This is a genomic window from Plantibacter sp. MMLR14_011, from assembly GCF_001865025.1.
GTDB lineage: Bacteria > Actinomycetota > Actinomycetes > Actinomycetales > Microbacteriaceae > Plantibacter > Plantibacter flavus_A.
Map to the genome: position 1 here is coordinate 70,535 of NZ_MJGW01000002.1, position 22,514 is coordinate 93,048.

At 68.9% G+C, this 22,514-nt stretch carries 18 protein-coding genes; 4 read left to right on the top strand and 14 right to left on the bottom strand.

Annotated elements, in window-relative coordinates:
* Nucleotides 1-6: 6 nt before the first annotated feature.
* The 3 genes from BIU99_RS03175 to sucC all read right to left on the bottom strand — a co-directional run bounded on the left by BIU99_RS03175 (nt 7) and on the right by sucC (nt 3,478).
* Entirely contained in the window at nt 7-1,284 is a 1,278-nt protein-coding gene (locus BIU99_RS03175) for a DUF6350 family protein (protein ID WP_071259460.1), read from the bottom strand.
* 125 nt (nt 1,285-1,409) lie between these two features.
* A complete protein-coding gene (sucD, locus tag BIU99_RS03180) occupies nt 1,410-2,300 on the bottom strand; it encodes a succinate--CoA ligase subunit alpha (protein WP_064296653.1) in 891 nt (296 codons plus the stop codon).
* Nucleotides 2,301-2,314: 14 nt separating this feature from the next.
* Nucleotides 2,315-3,478: an ADP-forming succinate--CoA ligase subunit beta gene (gene sucC / locus BIU99_RS03185; RefSeq protein ID WP_064296654.1), complete on the bottom strand. Its 1,164-nt coding sequence runs from the start codon at nt 3,476-3,478 to the stop codon at nt 2,315-2,317.
* Between the two features lie 160 nt (nt 3,479-3,638).
* Between sucC and BIU99_RS03190 the strand changes: the two genes are divergently transcribed.
* Nucleotides 3,639-4,439: an oxygenase MpaB family protein gene (locus tag BIU99_RS03190; RefSeq protein ID WP_071259462.1), complete on the top strand. Its 801-nt coding sequence runs from the start codon at nt 3,639-3,641 to the stop codon at nt 4,437-4,439.
* A 104-nt stretch (nt 4,440-4,543) separates the two neighbouring features.
* On the top strand, nt 4,544-6,118 hold the full coding sequence (locus tag BIU99_RS03195; protein WP_071259464.1) for a hypothetical protein: 1,575 nt from the start codon (nt 4,544-4,546) through the stop codon (nt 6,116-6,118).
* On the opposite strand, the gene BIU99_RS03200 is transcribed toward BIU99_RS03195, so the two are convergent.
* The 3 genes from BIU99_RS03200 to BIU99_RS03210 all read right to left on the bottom strand — a co-directional run bounded on the left by BIU99_RS03200 (nt 6,045) and on the right by BIU99_RS03210 (nt 10,675).
* Entirely contained in the window at nt 6,045-7,043 is a 999-nt protein-coding gene (locus tag BIU99_RS03200) for an SseB family protein (RefSeq protein WP_071259466.1), read from the bottom strand. The genes BIU99_RS03195 and BIU99_RS03200 overlap by 74 nt on opposite strands.
* Nucleotides 7,044-7,116: 73 nt before the next feature.
* Nucleotides 7,117-9,585, bottom strand: a complete 2,469-nt coding sequence (locus BIU99_RS03205) for an ATP-dependent helicase (RefSeq protein ID WP_071259468.1) — start codon at nt 9,583-9,585, stop codon at nt 7,117-7,119.
* Nucleotides 9,586-9,598: 13 nt separating this feature from the next.
* The gene (locus BIU99_RS03210; protein WP_139205343.1) at nt 9,599-10,675 is read right to left on the bottom strand and encodes a glycerophosphodiester phosphodiesterase family protein; all 1,077 of its coding nucleotides are present in this window, start codon (nt 10,673-10,675) and stop codon (nt 9,599-9,601) included.
* 194 nt (nt 10,676-10,869) lie between these two features.
* On the opposite strand from BIU99_RS03210, the gene BIU99_RS03215 reads away from it, so the two are divergent.
* Entirely contained in the window at nt 10,870-11,727 is an 858-nt protein-coding gene (locus BIU99_RS03215; RefSeq protein WP_071259472.1) for a Bax inhibitor-1/YccA family protein, read from the top strand.
* A 228-nt stretch (nt 11,728-11,955) separates the two neighbouring features.
* Here the strand turns inward: BIU99_RS03215 and guaA are convergent, their stop codons facing one another.
* From guaA to BIU99_RS03250, 7 genes are all read right to left on the bottom strand, one after another.
* Nucleotides 11,956-13,560 (bottom strand): glutamine-hydrolyzing GMP synthase, encoded by a 1,605-nt coding sequence (guaA, locus tag BIU99_RS03220; protein WP_064296660.1) that lies wholly within the window; start codon nt 13,558-13,560, stop codon nt 11,956-11,958.
* A complete protein-coding gene (locus tag BIU99_RS03225; protein WP_056778703.1) occupies nt 13,557-14,000 on the bottom strand; it encodes a DUF3817 domain-containing protein in 444 nt (147 codons plus the stop codon). Before BIU99_RS03225 ends, guaA begins: the two co-directional genes overlap by 4 nt.
* 37 nt (nt 14,001-14,037) lie before the next feature.
* Nucleotides 14,038-14,814 carry an SURF1 family protein gene (locus BIU99_RS03230; protein ID WP_083397176.1) on the bottom strand — a complete coding sequence of 259 codons (777 nt, stop codon included), beginning with the start codon at nt 14,812-14,814 and terminating at the stop codon, nt 14,038-14,040.
* Between the two features lie 64 nt (nt 14,815-14,878).
* Nucleotides 14,879-16,255, bottom strand: coding sequence for a cation:proton antiporter (locus tag BIU99_RS03235; RefSeq protein WP_064296662.1), 1,377 nt, complete (start codon nt 16,253-16,255; stop codon nt 14,879-14,881).
* Between the two features lie 2 nt (nt 16,256-16,257).
* On the bottom strand, nt 16,258-16,785 hold the full coding sequence (locus BIU99_RS03240) for a cation:proton antiporter regulatory subunit (RefSeq protein ID WP_056008027.1): 528 nt from the start codon (nt 16,783-16,785) through the stop codon (nt 16,258-16,260).
* 109 nt (nt 16,786-16,894) lie between these two features.
* The gene (locus tag BIU99_RS03245) at nt 16,895-18,628 is read right to left on the bottom strand and encodes a glycerol-3-phosphate dehydrogenase/oxidase (protein WP_071259476.1); all 1,734 of its coding nucleotides are present in this window, start codon (nt 18,626-18,628) and stop codon (nt 16,895-16,897) included.
* Nucleotides 18,629-18,768: 140 nt separating this feature from the next.
* Complete coding sequence (locus BIU99_RS03250; RefSeq protein ID WP_064296664.1) at nt 18,769-19,887, bottom strand: GuaB3 family IMP dehydrogenase-related protein; 1,119 nt, start codon at nt 19,885-19,887, stop codon at nt 18,769-18,771.
* Between the two features lie 139 nt (nt 19,888-20,026).
* On the opposite strand from BIU99_RS03250, the gene BIU99_RS03255 reads away from it, so the two are divergent.
* A complete protein-coding gene (locus BIU99_RS03255; protein WP_139205332.1) occupies nt 20,027-20,572 on the top strand; it encodes a hypothetical protein in 546 nt (181 codons plus the stop codon).
* 279 nt (nt 20,573-20,851) lie between these two features.
* Here the strand turns inward: BIU99_RS03255 and guaB are convergent, their stop codons facing one another.
* A complete protein-coding gene (gene guaB, locus BIU99_RS03260) occupies nt 20,852-22,354 on the bottom strand; it encodes an IMP dehydrogenase (protein ID WP_071259480.1) in 1,503 nt (500 codons plus the stop codon).
* Nucleotides 22,355-22,514 lie beyond the last annotated feature (160 nt).

Sequence of the window (22,514 nt, forward strand, 5' to 3'; positions counted from 1 at the left end):
AGCATCCTATCGGTCGCGGGCACCCCGGCCGCTCGGCTGGGCGTACAGCTCCGGGAGGCGGTCCTCATCGGCCAGATGCGTCGGACCGGCCGCCATGCCGACCACGGCCGCGATCCCGACCGTCAGCGTGGTCCACAGGCCCGTCGCCCAACCGTTCGGGCCGACCTCGATGAGGCGACCTGGGCCTGCCGCGCCCGCCGAGAGGGCGGCGAGGACACCGACGATGATGCCCGCGGTGACCCCGACGCCGAGACCGACGACCGCCAGCCGTGCGAGCCCGCCACGCCCGTCGAGGTCGGCGAGCAGACGACGGCGCAGCACCACGGCGGCGGCGAATCCGATGACGACCGGGACCACGAGGACCGCGAAACCGAGTGGGCTCTCCCCCGTCGGGATGGCGCCGAGGACCGGCACGGCCGGCATGGGCCCGACGAGCGTGCCGATCGGTGAGATCGCCGTGCCGCTCCCGATGGCGAAGCCCGCGCCGGTGATCCAGCTCATGGCCCAGATCACGAGGTTCGGGAGGTACAGGAGTTCGGCGCCGGTGACGATCGCACCACCCAGGACGCCGAACTGCGCGCTCTCGTGCAGGGAGATGATGGCACCGTAGCCGACGGCGATGAGGATGGCGGTCAGGACCGCGGAGACCGCCACCAGTCCCGTGGCTGCGAGCGCTCCACCACGCAGCGCCGCGACGATCATCGACCAGGTCCCGTCCGGCATCCGGTCCCGCATCGCGCGGAGTCCGTCGAGGATCGGATCGGCCGCGTCCTGCTCACGGAATCGGACCCACAGAGCGGCGACCACGACCCCGCCTGCGAAGCGCACGGTCGGCGCGAGGGTCCCCTGGACGATCGAGGGACGCACCGCCGGGTGGAGGGCGGTGAGGGCCACGAAGAACGAGAGCAGGGCGAACACGAACACCGACAGCACGACGGCACCCTGCCACCAGGTGCTGCGCGCCGCGCGGGCCCCGGTGCGCAGACCGAACAGGACCGTGCCGATCGTGAAGGCGAGGGGCGCCAGGGAGACGAGGAACGGCTCCATCCCAGCGGGCAGTCCGAGTTGGGTGATGAGGGCCGTGTCGAGGGTGATGCGCATGCTCGAGCCGTTGCCGAGCGCCCAGATGTCGACGGCCCCCCGCCAGAGCGCGGCCGGGTCGACGTCCAACTGGAAGTGCAGGGCCCACAGGGCGAGGAGTGGGACGAGTGCGACACCGATGCCGATGGCCACGGCGAGGGTGGCATCGAGGGCGGCGAGGAGGGCGACGGTCAGACGGTTCATGCGCCTTCGACCCTACCTGGAGCCGCGCCCGCGGATGGTCAGGCACACGGCGTGCGTGGGCCGAAACGCCACGACGCGACGCCCGAACCGGGCGCCGCGTCGTGGTCGCAGTCGAGCTGCGGGTGTTACAGCGAGGCGATGATCTCACGCATGAGGTCGGCGGTCTCGCTCGGCGTCTTGCCGACCTTGACGCCAGCGGCCTCGAGGGCCTCCTTCTTCGCCTGCGCGGTGCCTGCGGAACCCGAGACGATCGCGCCGGCGTGGCCCATCGTCTTGCCCTCGGGCGCGGTGAAGCCCGCGACGTAGCCGACGACCGGCTTGGTGACGTTCGCCTTGATGAAATCGGCCGCGCGCTCCTCGGCGTCGCCACCGATCTCACCGATCATGACGATGGCCTTGGTCTCGGGGTCGGCCTCGAACGCGGCGAGCGCGTCGATGTGCGTCGTGCCGATGATCGGGTCGCCGCCGATGCCGATCGCCGTCGAGAACCCGATCTCGCGCAGCTCGTACATCATCTGGTACGTGAGGGTGCCCGACTTCGACACGAGGCCGATCGGTCCCTTGCCGGCGATGTTCGCGGGCGTGATGCCGACGAGGGACTCACCAGGCGTGATGATGCCGGGGCAGTTGGGGCCGATGATGCGGGTCTTGGAGCCCTTCGACTGGGCGTAGGCCCAGAACTCGGCGGAGTCGCCGACCGGCACACCCTCGGTGATGATGACGAGCAGCGGGATCTCGGCGTCGATGGCCTCGATGACCGCGTCCTTGGTGAAGGCCGGGGGCACGAAGGCGATCGACACGTCTGCGCCGGTCTCCTTGATGGCCTCGGCGACCGTGCCGAACACTGGCAGCTCGACGCCACCGTCGTGGGTGACGGTCGTGCCGGCCTTGCGGGCGTTGACGCCGCCGACGACCTGGGTGCCGGCCTTCAGCATGAGCGCCGTGTGCTTGGTGCCCTCGCCTCCGGTGATGCCCTGGACGATGACCTTGGAGTCCTTGTTGAGGAAGATTGACATGCTTGTGCGATCCCTTACTTCGAAGCCAGCTCGGCGGCCTTGTCGGCGCCTTCGTCCATGGTTGCGGCGAGCGTGATGAGCGGGTGCGCGGCGGCGGCGAGGATCTCGCGGCCTTCCGCGACCTTGTTGCCGTCGAGACGGACCACGAGCGGCTTGGTCGCTGCGTCCCCGAGGATCTCGAGCGCCTTCACGATGCCGTTCGCGACCGCGTCGCAGGCGGTGATGCCACCGAAGACGTTGACGAACACGCTCTTCACCTGGGCGTCGCCGAGGATGACGTCGAGGCCGGCTGCCATGACCTCGGCCGAGGCGCCGCCGCCGATGTCGAGGAAGTTGGCCGGCTTCACGCCGCCGTGCTGCTCGCCCGCGTAGGCGACGACGTCGAGCGTGGACATGACGAGCCCAGCGCCGTTGCCGATGATGCCGACCTCGCCGTCGAGCTTGACGTAGTTGAGGTCGTTCTCCTTGGCCTTGAGCTCCAGGGGGTCCTCGGCTGCGGTGTCTTCGAGTTCGGCGTGGTTCGGGTGACGGAAGGCGGCGTTCTCGTCGAGCGAGACCTTGCCGTCGAGGGCGACGATGCGCCCCTCCTCCGTGAGGACGAGCGGGTTGACCTCGACGAGCGTCGCGTCCTCACCCTTGTAGACGTCGTAGAGCTTCACGAAGACGTCGGAGACCTGGTCGACGAGCTCCTCGGGGAAGTTCGCAGCCTTCGCGATCTCGACCGCGGCCGCCTTGTCGACACCGGTGAGCGGGTTCACCTCGATGCGCGCGAGTGCCTCGGGCTTCTCGACCGCGAGCTGCTCGATCTCCATGCCGCCCTCGACGCTCGTGAGCGACAGGTAGGACCGGTTGGCGCGGTCGAGCAGCACCGAGAAGTAGAACTCCTGGGCGATGCGTGCGCCGGCCGCGACCATCACGCGCTTGACGACGTGACCCTTGATGTCGAGTCCGAGGATGGACTTCGCCGCCTCGTAGGCCTCGTCGGGGGTCTTGGCGACCTTGACGCCGCCGGCCTTGCCGCGGCCTCCGACCTTCACCTGGGCCTTGACGACGACCACGCCGCCGAGACGCTCGGCCGCGGCCCGCACCTCGTCCGGGGTGTCGGCGATGATGCCGGCGAGGACCGGCACCTCGTACTGCTCGAACAGGTCTCGTGCCTGATACTCGTAAAGATCCACGTGTCATTCCCATCCGCGCTTCGCGCGTTCTGCTGTGATTGTCGTGGCGATTTTCGGCCGCGCGTTATCTCGGCGGCGAGAGAAAAAGGGCCAGTGACGACTCTACCCCCAGCGCTGCGCCGCAACCGGACGTTCGCAGTGAACGACTAAGGTCGGGTCCATGACCGGCATGGCGGACCTCGCTCGCGAGGGCATCCTCGTCGCCGGCGCCGGACGGGCCATCCTGCTCCAGATCGCAGACCCCTCGGTCGCAGCCGGGGTGGCGCGGCACAGCGACTTCGGCTCCCGCCCGCTCGACCGGCTGCACGCCACCCTCACCTTCGTCTACGCGCTCGCCCTCGGTACGCCGGACGAGCAGCGGAGCGCGGCCCGGCGGGTGAACCACGCCCACGCGCCCGTCCGCGCTCAGCCGGGCGAGGCCGCCCCGGGGTACTCGGCCTTCGACCACGACGCGCAACTCTGGGTCGCGGCCACGCTGTACGACACCGCCGTCCAGGTCTACGAGCTCGTGTTCGGCCCGCTCGACGAGGAGTCGCGGGAGCGCCTGCACCGTGAGTACGCGATCGTGGGGACGAGCCTGCAGCTCCCGCCCGACCGCTGGCCTCCGACCCGGGCCGCGTTCGACGAGTACTTCGCAGCCCGGGTCGCGGGACTCCACGTCACCGCGGAGGCACGCCGCGTCTCGGTCGAGCTCATGACCGCGCGTGCGGCGCCCCTCCCCGTCCGGTGTCTGCTCCCCCTCGTCCGGCTCGTGACGGCGGGACTGCTTCCCGACGGATTGCGGAGCGCCTACGGGTTCCGTTTCACACCCCGGCAGCAGCGTCGCTTCGCGCGGCGGGTCGCCGCAGCGCGGGCCGTCTGGCCGCGTCTTCCGCAGCGATTGCGCGCGGCACCCTCCGCCTGGTACCTCCGGGCGATGCGAGAGCGGGATCGCACGGACGCGGCCCGCCACCTCGGCTGACGACGTTCCAGGACCGCCCTCCACAGCCCACTGGCGGAGCAGTCCCGTCCACATTCGGATCCTCGCCCGGCTGACCGAGGTACCGCGGTTCGCACGATGGGGGCATGACAACACACCACCTCCCCCAGACCGGCCGCCTCCTCGGCGGCAGACCGCGGATCCTCCGGCTCCTGGCGGCCGTCCCGATCCTGTTGACGCTCGTCCTCGGCATCGTCCTCGGCGGCGCCACCGCGTCCTCCGCCCTGACCGCGACCGGCGCCGCCTACGGCCACCGCGACGCCTCGAACGGCCGCTGGCTCGGCTCGTGGGCCTTCGACGACGGGACGGTCGGGTTCTGCATCAACCTCGACCTCCCGATCCCGCCGGGTCACGCCTACGAGCACGTCGACGGATCATCGCTCGGCTGGTTCACCCCTGAGGACGCCGCCCGCCTGGCCTACCTCTCGCGACACTGGGGTGCCAGCCAGGACGCCGACGAGGCGGCCGCTGGACAGCTCGCCACCTGGATCATCACCGGCCTGAACGGGTGGACACCGGCGCAGATCGCCGCTCGGGCAGGAGCGAGCGCCGACCGCGTGCTGGCACGGGCCCATCAGATGCTCGCCGAGGCCGACGGGCCCGGCGGCGCGAGTCGGGGAGCGAGCGCCACCATGTCCATCGAACGCGGCGAGGACGGATTCGACCTCGTCCGAACGGAACTCGCCGTCGACTTCGTCTCCTCCGGCGTCACCACCCTGCCACCGGGTACCCACACCGGGACGGTCACCCTCGACGGCGCGACCTTCGAGGACGGCACCTCCGAGCGGGCCGTCGGGAACGGTGAGAGCCTGCGGATCCTGCCGAGCACCGATGCCGCCGTCGTGGCGTTCTCAGCGAACGCCACCTTCGATGAGCTGCCCTACGGTGCCGGGCTCACGATCGCTCGAAGCGCCGCCAACGTGCAGAGCGTCCTCATCGCCCGCCCGATCACGGTCGCCGCAGGGGCGAGCGCAGACCGCGAGCGCCCGACACCACTCCCCTTCCAGCCGGTCGTCGTCACCACCACCTCGCATGCGACGGCGACACCGGGAACCGAGATCACCGACCGGCTGTCGGTCGGGATCGCGACCGACTCGGGCCTCGCCGCGGAGTGGGGCCTCATCGGACCGGAGGGTGGACCGTACACGCCGATCCCGGTGACCGTCCGCAGCCAGCTGCTCGGTCCGTTCGCGGAGCGCCCGGTCGAGGCACCAGAGGTCCCGCTCGGAGCACCGGTGGTCTGCGAGGTCGAGACGCTCGTGGATGCAGGCCCCGGCGAGTACACGACACCGTCCTGCGTCCTTCCCGAGGACGGCTACTACGTCTGGGTCGAACGCATCGAGCCGAGCGACACCCTGCCGGAGAACGGCGGCGCGATGATCCGCCCCTGGCGATCCGCCTTCGGGGTCGCGTCGGAGATCACACTCGCCTCGACACCGACCGTGCCCGAAGCGCGCCTCGCCGAGACCGGCGCCGACGACCACTCCCTGCTCACGGCCGGCTCTGCGGCGATCGGGGCGCTTGCGCTCGGCGGTATCCTGCTCGCTCTCCGTCGGCGGATCACTCCGAGTGGAGCGGGTGCGACGCTCAGCGCACGTCGAGGAGGGGTGCGAGCTGGGCGCGGTCGACGTCCAGCCACGGCGCCGCAGGGTTCACGATGATCCCGGTGATGCCCTCGTCGCTCCGGAGCGCAGCCGCCAGTTCCGCGGCGGTCACGGGATACGCGTCGTCGCCGCGGCCGAGCGCCGCGATCTCGATGGGCGAGGTGAAGACCTCGAGCAGGCGGCGGTCCCCGAGCCGGGTCTCCGCGATGCCGACGGTCTTGCGGTTACCCTCCTCGTCCATCTCTGCTCGTCCCGCCACGAATCCGCCGTGTGCGGCGAGTGCCGCCACCAGCTGCTGGAGGGCATCGGCGTCGCGAGGCTGGGCGAGCGCCTGCTTGGCGAGGTCGTTGTTCCGGCCGTCGCCGAAGAGGCGGGCGATGAGTGTCTTCGGGACGACGGCACTCGCCTTCCCGTCGGCGGGGTTGAGCACGATGCCGGCGTAGCCTTCGCCGGCCGCCTGACGCAGCGCCCACACCGCGTCCACCGCGACCCCGGAGACGGGGCCCTCGGCCGTCCGCGTCTTCTCGAGCTCGCGAGGCGAGGTGAAGGCGAGGAGGTAGACGGCCCCCTCCGGGTCGCGGTGGACGCCGAGCGGGACGCGTCCCGCGGCCTTGTCCTCCTCCGAGACACCGTCGAGGCTCGTGGACAGCAGGAGCTTGCCCTGGATGCTCTGGCGCAGGACATGCATCATCGCACGCTCGTCACCGCCTTCGGCCAGGGCCGTGAGCGCCTGGGCGAGGTCGACGTTCGTGTCGGGCTCCCCGGCCGCGGGCGCCGGAGCGGCCGCCGGGGCAGCCGGCACCGATACGGGGGACTCAGGTGTCCGTGCGGCGGAACTGACCGTCGTGACCGAGATGGGAACGTGCGGAACCGGTTCGGTGACCGCGGGGGTCGTGTCCTCCTCGGTTTCCCGGGCGGAGGTCGCTGCCTCCGCCGCTGCGGATCGGGCATCGGACGCGTTGCGCTTGGAGAACAGAGCCATGATGCCTCAGCCTAGAGGCTTCGCCAGGACTGGGGAACCTGATGCCGCCGGGGACTGCCGACGGAACAGGGGGTCACTCCACCTTCTCGATCGGGGCGATCTTGATCAGCAGCTTCTTGGCTCCCGCCGACTCGAACTGCACGTGGGCGATGCGTTTCGCGCCCTCGCCGGTGACGGCGTTCACCCGCCCCACACCGAAGTCCGCGTGGGAGATGCGGTCGCCGGGGACGAGCTCGAGATCGCCGTTGTCGCGGACCTTCGCCGTGATGCGGTTGGCCCAGGCCGTCTCCGGCTTGCTCGAACCGCCGGAAAACCGGGTGTCGCCCGCGGAGGCTCCTTCCGGGAGCGAGCGGACCGACCAGCGGTCGCTCGAAGGGGCGCGGCGGGCGTTCAGGGCGCGAGACTGGGTTCCACCACGACCGTTGACGTTGCCGGGCGACTGACGCCACTCGATCAGTTCGGCCGGGATCTCCTGCAGATAGCGGCTGGGCATGGCGACGGCCGTCTCGCCGTACTGGGCACGAGTCATCGCCAGCGAGAGGTAGAGGCGCTTACGGGCGCGGGTGATGCCGACGTAGAACAGGCGCCGCTCCTCCGCCGGGCCGCCAGGCTCGTTCGCCGACATCCGGTGCGGGAGGAGGTCCTCCTCGATGCCCGTCAGGAAGACCGCATCGTACTCGAGGCCCTTCGCCGTGTGCAGGGTCATGAGCGACACGCTGCCCGTCGCGTCGTCGAGGTCGTCGGCCGCGGCGACGAGCGAGACCTCCGTCAGGAAGTCGACGATGCCGCCGTCGGGGTTGTTCTTGGCGAACTCCTTGGTGACGGCGATGAGCTCGTCGACGTTCTCGGCGCGTGCCTCATCCTGCGGGTCGCGACTGTTGCGCAGCGAGTCGAGGTAGCCGCTCTTCGTCATGAGGAGCGACAGGACGTCGCCGACCGCGGTCGCGGACGCCGTCGGGCGGTCGGCCGCAGCGGCGTCGTCGAGCGCGGCCTGCGCTTCGTCGAGGAGCGCCGACAGCTGCAGGATCGCGCTCGTGACCTTCGGCCCGAGCCCGAGGGCGTCGGCACGCCGCATGGCCTCGCGGAAGGTGACGCCGTTGTTCTCGGCGAAGCTCGCGAGTGCCGTCTCCGTCGCCGGTCCGATGCCACGCTTGGGCGTGTTCAGGATGCGCCGCAGCGCCATGATGTCGGCGGGGTTCGCGACCGACACGAGGTAGGCGAGGGCGTCCTTGATCTCGGCGCGTTCGTAGAACTTGGTGCCGCCCATGATCCGGTACGGGAGGGCCGCGCGGATGAAGATCTCCTCGAGCGCACGGGTCTGGGCGTTCGTGCGGTAGAACACCGCGATGTCGCTGTAGGCCGTGCCGGCGTTCCGGAGCTTCTCGATCTCGTCGGCGATGAACTGCGCCTCGTCGTGGCCGGAGTACCCCGTGAAGCCGACGATCTTCTCTCCGTCGCCGACGGCCGTCCAGAGCTTCTTGTCCTTGCGGTCGAAGTTGTTGGAGATGACCGCGTTCGCGGCCGAGAGGATGTTCTGCGTGGAGCGGTAGTTCTGCTCGAGCAGCACCACCTTGGCACCCGGGAAGTCGCGCTCGAACTCGGTGATGTTCCGGATGTCGGCCCCGCGGAACGCGTAGATCGACTGGTCCGAGTCGCCGACGACGGTGAGCGAGGCACCCTCGGTGCGGGTGATGGCGAGCTGATCCGTGCCGGCCTCGGGCGCACGCGTGAGCTCCCGGATGAGCGAGTACTGGGCGTGGTTGGTGTCCTGGTACTCGTCGACGAGGATGTGGCGGAACCGCTGCTGGTACTGCGCGGCGACGTGCGGGAACGCCCGGAAGAGGAACACCGTCTGGCTGATGAGGTCGTCGAAGTCGAAGGCGTTCGCGTCGGCCAGCGCGCGCGTGTACTTCCGGAAGACCTGCAGGAAGACGAGTTCCTGCGGGTCGTTCGTGTTGATCGTGCGGGAGTACGACTCGACGTCCGACAGCTCGTTCTTGAGCTTCGAGATCTTCGCGGAGGTGTTGGACGGCGTGAAGCCGTACGCATCGGCCTCGAGCTCCTTGATGATCCGCTTCAACAGGGCGCGTTGGTCGCCGCTGTCGTAGATCGTGAAGTTCTTGGTGAAACCGAAGTGCTCGGCCTCGCGCCGGAGGATGCGGACGCAGGCGGAGTGGAAGGTGGAGATCCACATGCCCTGCGCGGCCTGGCCGACGAGCGCCTGCACCCGCTCACGCATCTCGGCGGCGGCCTTGTTGGTGAACGTGATCGCCAGGATCTGGCTCGGCCATGCCTCCCGCTGCTCGAGCAGCAGCGCCACGCGGCGGGTGAGCACACTCGTCTTGCCCGATCCGGCACCGGCGACGATGAGCAGGGCCTGGCCCCGGTACTCCACCGCGATCCGTTGCTGCGGGTTGAGCCCCTCCAGCAGCCGACTCCCGCCGGCACGCTCGTCGGAGGACGACTCGGGGACGGTTGCCGTGGGCCAGCCGACGATCACCGGTTGCACGGCGTCGGCGTTCGAAGAAGGAGAGCTCGCCATATCGCCTGCAAGTCTAGGCGCTGCCTCCGACATCGCTCGGCCGAGCACCGCCGTCGCGGTGTTCCGCCCGCTCGCCGGCCGCGGACCGGGCGGCGACACCGAGGTCGGCCTGGTCGACGAAGCAGCCGTCGACCCCCGAGGAGAGCACCAGGACGAACTCCTCGAGCCAGCGGCCGACCGCCGCCGGATCGGCCCCGTCCCGGAAGGGCGGCGCGAGGTACCGGTTCTCGGGGCGGAGGGTCCAGGTGTAGACGCGCAGGCCCACCGCGTGGGCGCGCTCCACGAGGTCCGTCGGGTGGGCGCCGTCGTCGTCGAGGTCGATGAGCATCGCCTTGTCCACACTGATGGCGTCGACCTCGAGGGCGAGCGCCGCGAGTCCGGCGTCGGTCATCGCGTCGGCGTAGGACGGGGCCGAATCCCCCAGCCGGGCGACGAGGTCGCTCGGCCTGCCGGACCGCTCGACGAGGTAAACGAACTCCGCCTGCACCCGACGGGCCTGCAACGCCGTGAGGACCGACTGCTCGAACGACTCGATGATGAGCGGTTCGGCATCGGGATCGGTGCCGAACCCCAGAGCGGCGAGCTCCTCGGCCAGGAGTCGATCGAGTGGGAGTCCGATCGAAGCGAAGTAGTCGGCGTGCTTCACCTCGGCCACGACACCGACGGGTCGTCGGTGCGCTGCGGCCGCGCTGCGTACGACCTCGACGAGGTCGGCGAACCGCAGGATGCCCTCGGTGCCGTCGAATCCCGCACTCACCGTCCGCACCTCGGGTATCCGCTCACGCGCGGTCAGGGTCGACAGCTCGGCCCAGGTGAAGTCCTCAGTGAACCATCCGGTCAGCTCGTGGCCGTCGACGCGCTTCGTCGTCCGCCGGTCGGCGAACTCCGCCCGGGCGGCGACGTCGGTCGTCCCGGAGATCTCGTTCTCGTGTCGGACCACGAGGACGCCGTCCTTCGACGCGACGAGATCGGGCTCGACGGCGTCCGCACCCAGCGCGACGGCCAAGCGGTAGGAGGACTCGGTGTGCTCGGGGCGGTAACCGGGAGCCCCGCGGTGTCCGATGACGAGCGGGTTGGGCAGGGAGTCGATGCGCACGCCATCAGCCTAGGACGACGCTCCAGCGTGCGCGCAGGGTGCCGGCTGTCAGCCCGCCGCGAACATCGGCGCCCGTTCGGGGTTTTCCACGCGCGACCCGGCTGATTCAAAGGGAACTCGGATACTCTGGGTGTCAGCAGCGCCGCTTGGCGCGACACAGCCTCCACGACTGAGAGTAGGAATCAGCCATGGCCCTCGACAATCCCGCGTTCTCGAAGAACCCGGCATTCGCGAAGCAGGGAGGCGGGACGCTGCAGGCAGCTCAAGCAGCGAACCCCTCGCTGACCGCCGAACAGCTCCGCAAGATGTACGAGCAGCCCACCGCACCGGCGGGCGTCGGCACCGCCGACCGCATGACGATCGAGAACACGCTCGTCAAGACGCTCGGTTCGTTCGCCGTCCTCGTCGTGTTCGCCGTCGTCTCCTGGATGTGGACGACCTCCCTCCTGCAGGCAGGCAGCGGCTACGCCCTCCCCATGATCATCGGCATGATCGGTGGTCTCGGTCTCGGGCTCGTCAACTCCTTCAAGAAGGAGCCGGTCCCGGCGCTCATCCTCGGGTACGCCGTCTTCCAGGGGCTCTTCGTCGGCGGCATCTCGCGCGTCTTCGAGGCGAACCCGGCCTGGTCGGGCGTCGTCGTCCAGGCGGTCCTCGCGACCCTCGCCGTCGTCGGCGTGACCCTCGCGCTCTTCGCGAGCGGCAAGGTCCGCGCCTCCAAGAAGCTGACGAAGGTCTTCCTCGTCGCCATCATCGGTTACGGCGTCTTCCAGCTCCTCAACCTCGTGCTCATGTTCACGGGCGTCCTGAACAACCCGTTCGGCCTCTACGGCGCGACGATCTTCGGCATCCCGCTCGGAATCGTCATCGGCATCTTCGCGGTACTGATGGGTGCGTACTCGCTGGTGCTCGACTTCGACTTCATCCAGCGCGGCGTGCAGAACCGCGCACCCGCCAAGTACGGCTGGACCGGCGCCTTCGGCATCATGGTCACGGTCATCTGGATCTACGTCGAGATCCTGCGTCTGCTGGCCATCTCCCGCAACTAGCAGCGCACGCACGGCAAGGCCCGTCCCGTTCGCGGGGCGGGCCTTCGTCGTCCGAGGAACCGGCCGGTCGCGCTACTGCCCTTCGACAGGCTCAGGGACCGAACCCTTCGCACCGGGCAACATCCCCGGTCCCTGAGCCACCCACCCGGTCCCTGAGCCTGTCGAAGGGCGCGGACGACGGAAGGCCGCCCCGCGAACGGGACGGCCTTCCGATGCTTCAGGGAGTGATCACTCCCACTCGATGGTCCCCGGCGGCTTCGACGTGACGTCGAGCACGACGCGGTTGACGTCCTTCACCTCGTTGGTGATGCGGTTGCTGATGCGCGCGAGGACGTCGTACGGCAGGCGGGTCCAGTCGGCGGTCATGGCGTCTTCAGACGACACCGGTCGCAGCACGATCGGGTGACCGTAGGTGCGGCCGTCGCCCTGCACGCCCACGGAACGGACGTCCGCCAGCAGGACCACGGGGCACTGCCAGATCTCCTGGTCGAGCCCGGCCGCGGTCAACTCCTCGCGGACGATCGCGTCGGCGTCGCGGAGGAGGTCGAGACGCTCGGCCGTGACCTCACCGACGATGCGGATACCGAGTCCGGGACCGGGGAACGGCTGACGGCCGACGATCTCCTCCGGGAGGCCCAGCTCGCGGCCGATCGCCCGGACCTCGTCCTTGAACAGGGTGCGCAGGGGCTCGACGAGTTCGAACTGGAGGTCTTCCGGCAGGCCGCCGACGTTGTGGTGGCTCTTGATGTTGGCCGTGCCGGATCCGCCTCCGGACTCGACGACGTCGGGGTACAGCGTGCCCTGGACGAGGAAGCGGATGGGCTCGCCTTCGCTCTGGGCCTCCTTGACGAGGTCGATCTCGGCCTGTTCGAAGGACCGGATGAATTCGCGGCCGATGATCTTGCGCTTCTGCTCCGGGTCGCTGACGCCAGCGAGCGCCGTCAGGAACTGCTCGCGCGCGTCGACCGTGACCAGCCGGACGCCGGTCGAGGCGACGAAGTCCTCCTCGACCTGGCGCCGCTCGTCCTTCCGGAGCAGGCCGTGGTCGACGAAGATGCAGACGAGCTGGTCGCCGACGGCCTTGTGCACGAGCGCCGCGGCGACGGCCGAGTCGACACCGCCGGAGAGCCCGCAGATGACCTTGGCGTCGCCCACCTGGGAGCGGATGCGGTCGACCTGTTCGGCGATGACGTTGCCGCTGTTCCAGTCGGCCGGGATGCCCGCCGCCCGGTGGAGGAAGTTCTCGAGCACCTGCTGGCCGTAAGCGGAGTGCTTGACCTCGGGGTGCCACTGGACGCCGTAGAGGCCGCGTTCCGCGTTCGCGAAGGCGGCGACCGGAGTCGAGGCGGTCGAGGCGAGGACCTCGAAGCCCTCGGGGGCCTTGGAAACGGAGTCGCCGTGGCTCATCCAGACGTTCTGCTCGGTCGGGACGCCGTGCAGGAGGGTGCCCGGGACGTCGACGACGCTGGTCGCGTCGGTGGCGCCGTACTCCCGGAGACCGGTGTGCGCGACCTCTCCGCCGAGCTGCTTGGCCATGACCTGGAAGCCGTAGCAGATGCCGAAGGTCGGGACGCCGAGCTCGAGGATGCCCTCGTCGAGCGACGGAGCGCCCGGCTCGTACACGCTGGACGGGCCGCCGGACAGGACGATCCCGACGGGGTTCTTGGCGGCGACCTCGGCGGCGGACACGGTGTGCGGCACGATCTCGGAGTACACGCCGGCTTCGCGGACGCGACGCGCGATCAGCTGCGCGTACTGCGCACCGAAGTCGACGACGAGGACCGGTCGGGCGGCGGTCTGCTCCGCTGCGGCGGCGGGGGCGGTTTCACTCACTGCATGGACTCCACGGGTTCGGCGGCCGCTGCTGCTTCGCGGCCGGAGAGGTAGCCCTTCACTTCCCGCGGGATGCGGCTCTCGAAGAAGAAGGACAGGAACGGGATGATGCCGCCGAGCGCGAGCCAGAGCAGACGCAGGACGTTCCACCGCATGAGGCTCCAGAGCCGGAACGCGGCGAACAGGTACACGACGTAGAACCAGCCGTGGATGATGAGGATGCCCGTGCTCAGGTTGACCGCGGTGGCGGTGCCGGAGGGCACGAAGGCGAGGAAGCCGTAAGCACCGCCGAGTTCGAGCTCGAGGCCGAACGCGTACTTCATGAGCATCTCGGCGCAGAGCGACAGGAGCAGCACACCGGTGATGGGGGCGGCCACCTGGTAGAACTTCAGCGCGCCTCGGATCGCGGGAAACGTCGACGGTTTCGGCTGGAGGGGCATGCCCCCATCCTACCCGCGGCCGCCAAGCGACCGGACATCACGGACGGAGCGCTGCGGCCTCCTCCTCGGCGTCCTCGAGCTCCTCGATCTCGCGCTCCCAGGCGTCCTTGGCGAGCCGGAACCACAGGAACACGGCGAAGCACGCGAAGACGACCCACTCGGCCGCGTAGAAGATGTTCAACCAGTTGAGCTGGATCTCCTGGCTGGGCGCGGGTGACGAGATGGGCTCGAGTCCGTCGACGGCCACGTCGTCCACGACGAACGCACTGAACACCCGCAGGCCGTCGGCGTCGTTCCAGCGGTTCAGCAGCGCGGCGACCGACATGTTGTCGAGGTCGGTCGGTGCGGCGTCCGCTGCCGGTTCCTCCGGGCCCTCCGGCGGGTTCAGACGCCCTTCGAGCTCCACGGCACCGGTGGGGGCGTCCGCGTTCAATGCCTCCGCGACACGGTCGGCGGTCTCGCGATCCTTCGTCCACCCGAGCGCGACGGCGAGACCGGCCTGATCCGAGCGGTCGGTCGCGAGGTGGCCCGTCACCCAGTACCCGAGCGTGCCGTCGTTCACCCGGTTGCCCACCACGAGGTAGTCCTCCGGCACCCAGGTGCCCGAGACGCTCACCCGTTGTCCGGCGTCCGCCTCTCGGATGCCGACGCCCGGTTCGAGGACGTCCGCGAGTGGCCGGACCGATTCGGTCTCGGTCGGCACCACCTGCCCGGATTCGATGGCGCGTGCGAGCTGCCACTGCCCGAGCGCGGCGAACGCGCCCGCGACGGCGAGGCAGAGGACGAGGACGCCGATCCACCGGGGACGCAGCATGACGGAGCGGAGCGTCGGACGGACCTGTCCGTGGTTGTCGGGGCCTGGTGCCGACGGGGCGGTGCTAGTAATCGGGCTCTCGCTTTCGTGCTGGTGGTTCCTGGTCGTTCATCGCCTGTTCGACGAGTCGGTCGATGGCCGCCTGATCGGTGTCGACGTCCGTCGTGCCCTGGTCGTCGCCCACACCCTCGACGAGCGCGATGGCCTCCTCCGCCGACGTGTCCACCTGCTCCACTCGGCGCGCCTTCCGGCGACGCGGACGCAGGATGACGGCGCCGATCTGCTCGGACCGGCCGGCGACGATCGGGCCCATCACAGCCATGATGAGCACGTAGAGCCCGGCGAACGGTTGGATGAGCGGGTTGAGCCCTGCGCTCAGCGAGAGCGTCGCGAGGATGAGGGCGAATTCGCCGCGATTCTGCAGGATGACCGCGGCGTTGATCCCCGCTTGCGGCCCGAGTCCGTTGAGCCAGGCGACGAACTGACCGGCCAGGACGTTGAGGACCACCGTCATGAGGACAGCGAGGAGGACCGGGACGAGGACGCTGCCGAACTTCGTCGCGTCGAGCGCGAGGCCGAAGTTCAAGAAGAAGAACGCACCGAACACGTCGCGGAGCGGGATCGCGATCTGCTCGATCTTGTTGCGGAACCGGGTGGCCCCGAGGACCAGCCCGATGAGGAAGGCGCCGATCGCGTCGGTGACCCCGAGGAGCTCGCCGATACCGCCGAACGCGACCGCGAGGCCGAAGAACAGGATCGTGAAGAGCTCGTCGTCCTTCGTGCGGAACAAGCGCGACACGAATCGGCCGCCGAAGCGCGCGATCGCGAACATCACGAGGATGAACGTGAAGGCGATCGCGAGCTTGCCGATGACCGGCCACACCTCGGTCTCGCCGCTCAGGACGACACCGACGATGGCCAGGTAGATGGCGATGAAGATGTCCTCCACCACGGTGACGCCCAGGATCATCGGCGTCTCGTCGTTCGTCAGCCGTTTGAGCTCGATGAGGAGCTTCGTGACGATCGCGCTCGAGCTCGTCGCCGTGATGCCGGCGATGATGAGCGCCTCTCGCGTGCCCCACCCGACCAGGAACCCGAACACCAGCCCAGCGGCCATGTTGACGAGGATGTAGGAGCCACCGGACACGATGAGCTTCCCGGCGTTGCCGAAGAACTCGTCCTGATCGAACTCCAGACCGAGGTTGAACAGCAGGAGCACGAGGCCGAAGACGGCGATGAGTTCGATCTGCGCGCTGGCGAAGTCGAGCGGGAACCAGCCCGTGTACGGACTCGCGAGCAGGCCGACGAGCATGTAGACGGGGATCGACGGGAGGCCGATCAGCTTGCCGAGACGGCCGAGGATGTAGGCGATGACGAACAGGACGCCGAGGATGAGCAGATCCTGGCCGAGGTGGGGGTTTTCGGTCGCGGCGTGCAGCATGCCTACCCTCCGGGCGGAGCGTCGACGGCGACCTTCTTGACGGCGCCCGAACGGAAGTAGGCGAAGGCCTTGGCGACCTTCTCGGGACTGCCCGCGACGACGAGGGTGTCTCCCGGGAAGACCCGGAAGTCCGCTGCCGGGGCCGGGTTGGCGGAGTCGCCACGCACGACGGCGACGACGGTCAGCCCGACCATGCCTTTCTCGGCGGGGTTCCCGAGCGGCTGCCCGGCGATGTGGTCTTCGTAGTCGACGGTGAACCAGTCGATGCTGAGGCCGGGGATCTGGTCGAGCGCGCTGAGCGACTCGGTGATCTGTGTGCCACCGAGGAGTTCGGCCAGCGTGTGCGCCTCGTCCTCGTTGAGCCGGAGCGACACCTTGCCGGCATCGGCACCGTCTTCGTGGTCGGCGAAGGTGATGAGGTCGCTGTGGCCGGACCGGTGGGCGATGACGCCGACCTTGCCGCCGTCGTCCGTGACGAAGGTGTGGAGCACACCGACCCCGGGAAGTTTGACCCGCCGAACATCCACCATGGCTGTACTCCTCAGGCTTGTTGTGGCAGTCCTCCTAGTCTATCCGCCACACCTGGCCCGCCCGCCCGAGGCGCCCGCAGCCGTTCCGCTGCGGGCGATCACCGCAGGTTCAGGCCCCCGGGACGATGTCCGGTGCCTCCAGGCGCACGCGGTCCGCCGCTTCGTCGTTCGGCTGCTCCTGCGACGCCCGCTCCGCGGCGACGCGCTTCAGGTAGTAGGAGACCTCCTTTTCGATGCGCTCCTCGTCCCACCCGAGGACCCCACCCATGAGCTTCGCCGCGACCGGGGCCGCCGAGACACCGCGGTCCCAGGCCTCGATGGAGATCCGCGTCCGACGGGCGAGGACGTCGTCGAGATGGAGGGCGCCCTCGTGGGAGGCCGCGTAGACGATCTCCGCCCCGATGTAGTCGTCCGCTCCCGGCAGTGCTTCGGCGAGCGTCGGGTCGTCCTTGATGAGGTCGAGCAGCTCATCCGTCAGGACGCCGTAGCGGTTCAGCAGGTGCTCGATACGCGCCGTGTGCACCCCGAAGGCCCGCGCGATCTTGCCCCGCTTGTTCCAGGCCGCCTGATACCCCTCGGCTCCGAGGAGGGCGATGTTCTCCGTCGCGCTCGCCGGGATCTTGCCGTCGAGGGCGTCCACCGCGGCGTCGATCGCGTCCTTCGCCATGACCCGGTACGTGGTCCACTTGCCACCGGCGATGACCACCAGTCCGGGGACGGAGTGCGCGACCAGGTGCTCGCGTGACAACTTCGACGTCTGCTCCGACTCGCCGGCCAGCAGCGGACGGAGGCCGGCGTAGACGCCCTCGACGTCCTCACGGGTGAGCGGGACGGCGAGGATCTTGTTGACGTGCTCGAGCAGGTAGTCGATGTCCGCCGCCGTCGCCGCCGGATGCGCCTTGTCGAGGTGCCAGTCCGTGTCGGTCGTGCCGATGAGCCAGTGTCGGCCCCACGGGATGACGAAGAGGACGCTCTTCTCCGTGCGCAGCAGGAGCCCCATGTTCGATTGGAATCGGTCGCGCGGCACGACGAGGTGGATACCCTTCGACGCGCGGACTTTGAACTGGCCCCGCTCCCCCACCATCGACTGCGTGTCGTCGGTCCACACGCCGGTCGCGTTGACGACCTGCTTGGCGCGGATCTCGAAGCGCTCGTCGGTCTGCAGGTCGTGCGCCTTGACGCCCACGACGCGCTGACCGACTTTGATGAAGCCCTCGACCCGCACGCGGCTCGCGACGTGCGCGCCGTAGGCCGACGCCGTCCGCGCGAGGGATGAGACGTACCGGGCGTCGTCGACCTGGGCGTCGTAGTAGGTGAGTCCGCCCACGAACGCGTCCGACTTGAGACTCGGGATCGAGGTCAGGACCTGACGCTTGGACAGGTGCCGGTGGTGCGGGACGCCGGGCGGACGGCCGCCGGTCCAGCTGAAGAGGTCGTAGAGCAGCATGCCGGCACCGATGTAGAGGCGCTCGAAGACCGGCTTGTTGAGCGGGTACAGGAACCGGACCGGCTTCACGAGGTGCGGCGCGATGCGCTGCAGCAGCAACCCGCGCTCGATGAGCGCTTCTCGGACGAGTCGGAAGTCGAGTTGTTCGAGATACCGGATACCGCCGTGCACGAGCTTCGAGGACCGGCTCGAGGTGCCGCTCGCCCAGTCGCGCGCCTCGAGCAGACCGGTGCTGAGACCGCGCGTGACGGCGTCGAGCGCTGCACCGGTGCCCACGATGCCACCACCGACGACGAGGATGTCGAGCTCTTTCGACCTCAACGCTTCGATCGCGGCGTCGCGCTCCTCCATCCCCAGCTTGGTGGAACGTGACACGTTGTTGTGGGTGGTGGCCATCGTCGAACTCCGCTCGCTGGAACCGCCCTCGCGATGATCCTGCCGGAGGCAGGTGCTCGTCCACGAGGCTCTGCCTCAGAGGCTAGTCGGCGCGATGCGACCCGACAACCGCTTGCGGAAGCGGCTCGCTTCCGGCAGGGCTAGGCGCCCTGGTACGGCGCGACGACGACCTCGACCCGCTGGAACTCCTTGAGGTCGGAGTAGCCGGTGGTGGCCATCGAGCGACGGAGCGCGCCGATGAGGTTGGCCGTGCCGTCAGACTTCGGCGACGGGCCGTAGAGGATCTCCTCGAGCGTCGCGACGGTCCCCACCTCGACACGGCGTCCGCGCGGCAGGTGCAGGTGGTGCGCCTCGGCACCCCAGTGCCAGCCACCGCCGGGTGCGTCCGTTGCGCGGGCGAGTGCGGTGCCGAGCATGACGGCGTCGGCCCCCATCGCGACGGCCTTGACGATGTCGCCCGAGGTCCCGAGACCGCCGTCGGCGATGACGTGCACGTAGCGGCCGCCGGACTCGTCGAGGTAGTCGCGACGCGCACCGGCGACGTCCGCCACGGCGGTCGCCATCGGGGCATGGATGCCGAGCGAGGCCCGCGTGGTGGAGGCGGCGCCGCCACCGAAGCCGACGAGGACACCGGCCGCACCGGTCCGCATGAGGTGCAGGGCTGCGGTGTACGTGGCCGCGCCACCGACGATCACGGGGACGTCGAGTTCGTAGATGAACTTCTTGAGGTTGAGCGGCTCCTGGTTCTTGGAGACGTGCTCCGCCGACACGGTGGTGCCGCGGATGACGAAGAGGTCGACACCTGCGGCGACGACGGTCTCGTAGAGCTCCTGCGTGCGCTGCGGCGAGAGGGCTGCGGCGACGGTGACTCCGGCCGCGCGGATCTCGGCGAGCCGGGCCGTGACGAGTTCGGGCTTGATGGGCTCCGAGTAGATCTCCTGCATGCGCGCGGTCGCGCGGCCGACCGGCAACGACCGGATCTCGGCGAGCAGCGGCTCGGGGTCTTCGTACCGCGTCCAGAGGCCCTCGAGGTCGAGGACGCCGACGCCGCCGAGCTGGCCCATCATGATCGCGGTCGTCGGCGAGACGACGGAGTCCATCGGTGCCGCGAGCACCGGGATCTCGAACTGGTAGGCGTCGATCGACCAGGACACCGAGACGTCCTGTGGGTCGCGGGTCCGCCGCGACGGGACGACGGCGATGTCGTCGAACGCGTAGGCGCGCCGTGCGCGCTTTGACCGGCCGATCTCAATATCCATGCTCACCGCACCAGCCTACCGGTCGCCTGGTGGACGAACACCGGATCCCGTCAAAACTCTGGACGTTTGATTCAGAAATATCTATATTAACGACCAGGTTCGCACCGCGGCGCACCAATCAGAGAAGGGATACCAAGTCGTGCTCACCACTTCACGGGCCTTCAGTCTCGGAACAATCCTGGCGGTCGTCATCGCTCTCGCTGCGCCGGCAACAGCCAACGCTGCTCCTCCACCTGTTACCGCGACGCCCCTGAGCACAGCAGCTCAGCCCGAGATCACTCCCGAACAGCTTCGACTGGCCGTCGAGGAGTTGAAGGCAGCACAAGTCCCGTTCACCACACAGCAGGTAGGTGAGGACACGATCGAGACATTCGTATTCGAGAACGGGTTCAGCTTCTCGGTGGGACAAGGCCCTTCCGACACGCGTCTCGGCGGAGGGCAGGACTCCGGCGGAATCTATGTCCTGTTCAATGCCTTCGACCAAGGCCTCATCATCGGTGGAGGCGCGATGGCCCTTCAAGGAGCGTTGTGCCTCCTCCCAGGGGTCGGTGCCGCGCTGTGCGTCGTCTTCGGAGCCATCCTCTTAGTCGCATCCACCGCTCTCGCGACGAACGGCATCTGCCAAGGAGGACGAGAGATGAAGATCTACATCGGCGGCAACCAAGGCCGCTGCGTCTACGTATGAGCCCTGAGACCCACAACGTTCCTCCTAAGCGACCTCTACGCGTCCGCCAATCAGTCCTCGCCAGCACCATTGTCGGGATCGTCATCTGTGGCACGACGGCGGTCCGTTTGGGATTCGGCCTCGATGGCTACCTGCTATACGCCCTGTGGATCGGAGGCTTCGCCCTGGTCATGTGGGCGACGCTAACCGCTCTGAACAAACGTCGGATGCGCTGACCACACCTACGCCGACGGTCCGGCAGGCGGAAGCCTGCCGGACCGTCGGCGTTCGTGCGGGTGCCTACTTGCGGTAGTTGGGCGCCTCGACGACGATCTGCACGTCGTGCGGGTGCGACTCCTTGAGGCCCGCCGAGGTGATGCGGACGAACTTGCCCTTGGCCTTCAGCTCGCCGATGTTGCGCGCGCCGACGTAGAACATGGACTGACGCAGCCCGCCGATGAGCTGGTACGCGACGGCCGATACCGGGCCACGGTAGGGCACCTGGCCCTCGATGCCCTCGGGGATCAGCTTGTCGTCGCTCGGGACGTCGGCCTGGAAGTAGCGGTCCTTCGAGTACGAGGTCTTCTCGCCACGCGTCTGCATGGCTCCGAGCGATCCCATGCCGCGGTAGTTCTTGAACTGCTTGCCACCCACGAACACGAGGTCGCCGGGGCTCTCGTCGGTGCCGGCGAGGAGCGAGCCGAGCATCACGGTGTCCGCACCAGCGACGAGTGCCTTCGCGATGTCGCCCGAGTACTGCAGACCGCCATCGGCGATGACCGGGACGTTCGCCTCGCGCGCCGCGAGCGACGCCTCGTAGACCGCGGTGACCTGCGGGACACCGACACCCGCGACGACGCGCGTGGTGCAGATGGAACCCGGACCGACGCCGACCTTGATCGCGTCCGCGCCGGCCTCGATGAGCGCCTGCGCGCCGGAGCGGGTCGCGACGTTGCCGCCGATGACGTCGACACCGGCGAACGCCGGGTCGGCCTTGAGCTTGCGGATGATGTCGAGCACGCCAGCACTCTCACCGTTGGCCGTGTCGACCACGATGACGTCGACACCGGCGTCGAGCAGCTGGCCCGCACGGGACCAGGCATCGCCGAAGAAGCCGATGGCCGCACCGACCCGCAGACGACCGGTGTCGTCCTTCGTGGCCAGCGGGTACTTCTCGCTCTTGTCGAAGTCCTTGACGGTGATGAGGCCCTTGAGCTTGCCCGCCTCGTCGATGAGGGGCAGCTTCTCGATGCGGTGCTGTGCGAGGAGCGCCATCACCGCGTTGCGGTCGGTGCCGACGGGAGCGGTCACGAGACCGGTGCTCGTCATGACCTCGCTGACGCGGGTCGTGGCCTTCTCGAACGGAGACACGAAGCGCATGTCGCGGTTCGTGATGATGCCGACGAGCACACCCTTGTCGTCGACGACCGGGAGGCCCGAGATGCGGAACTGGCCGCACAGCTCGTCGACCTCGGCGACGGTGGCGTCGGCCGTGGTGGTGATCGGGTTCGTGATCATGCCCGACTCGCTCCGCTTCACGCGGTCGACCTGTTCGGCCTGGTCGGTGATCGACAGGTTGCGGTGCAGGATGCCGATGCCGCCCTCGCGAGCCATCGCGATCGCCATGCGGGCCTCGGTCACGGTGTCCATCGCGCTCGACAGCAGCGGCGTGTTCACGGTGATCCGCTTCGTCAGGCGGGACGAGGTCTCCGCCTCGCTCGGGATGACGTCGGTGTGCCCGGGCAGCAGCAGCACATCGTCATACGTGAGTCCTACGAATCCGAACGGATCAGGCTGGTCCATTTATCCCTCTCATAGCCACAAACACACCGGAGAAACGCAGACCTGCCGGTATCACCATCGTAACCGAGCAGGGCCTACCCCTATTCCACGATCCCGACAAATCGATGCGGAGAAATACGCATGGGCGAAACATGTAGGCAATAATCAGGTTCTATCGTCG

Excerpts from the sequence above, each read along its gene's own strand:
- BIU99_RS03195 (WP_071259464.1), top strand. The coding sequence starts at position 4,544 with ATGACAACACACCACCTCCCCCAGACCGGCCGCCTCCTCGGCGGCAGA.
- BIU99_RS03235 (WP_064296662.1), bottom strand. The coding sequence starts at position 16,255 with ATGCTGCACGCCGCGACCGAAAACCCCCACCTCGGCCAGGATCTGCTC.
- sucD (WP_064296653.1), bottom strand. The coding sequence starts at position 2,300 with ATGTCAATCTTCCTCAACAAGGACTCCAAGGTCATCGTCCAGGGCATC.
- BIU99_RS03175 (WP_071259460.1), bottom strand. The coding sequence starts at position 1,284 with ATGAACCGTCTGACCGTCGCCCTCCTCGCCGCCCTCGATGCCACCCTC.
- BIU99_RS03250 (WP_064296664.1), bottom strand. The coding sequence starts at position 19,887 with ATGGATATTGAGATCGGCCGGTCAAAGCGCGCACGGCGCGCCTACGCG.
- BIU99_RS03230 (WP_083397176.1), bottom strand. The coding sequence starts at position 14,814 with ATGCTGCGTCCCCGGTGGATCGGCGTCCTCGTCCTCTGCCTCGCCGTC.
- BIU99_RS03200 (WP_071259466.1), bottom strand. The coding sequence starts at position 7,043 with ATGGCTCTGTTCTCCAAGCGCAACGCGTCCGATGCCCGATCCGCAGCG.
- BIU99_RS03215 (WP_071259472.1), top strand. The coding sequence starts at position 10,870 with ATGGCCCTCGACAATCCCGCGTTCTCGAAGAACCCGGCATTCGCGAAG.
- BIU99_RS03240 (WP_056008027.1), bottom strand. The coding sequence starts at position 16,785 with ATGGTGGATGTTCGGCGGGTCAAACTTCCCGGGGTCGGTGTGCTCCAC.
- BIU99_RS03245 (WP_071259476.1), bottom strand. The coding sequence starts at position 18,628 with ATGGCCACCACCCACAACAACGTGTCACGTTCCACCAAGCTGGGGATG.
- BIU99_RS03190 (WP_071259462.1), top strand. The coding sequence starts at position 3,639 with ATGACCGGCATGGCGGACCTCGCTCGCGAGGGCATCCTCGTCGCCGGC.
- guaB (WP_071259480.1), bottom strand. The coding sequence starts at position 22,354 with ATGGACCAGCCTGATCCGTTCGGATTCGTAGGACTCACGTATGACGAT.
- BIU99_RS03225 (WP_056778703.1), bottom strand. The coding sequence starts at position 14,000 with ATGCCCCTCCAGCCGAAACCGTCGACGTTTCCCGCGATCCGAGGCGCG.
- BIU99_RS03205 (WP_071259468.1), bottom strand. The coding sequence starts at position 9,585 with ATGGCGAGCTCTCCTTCTTCGAACGCCGACGCCGTGCAACCGGTGATC.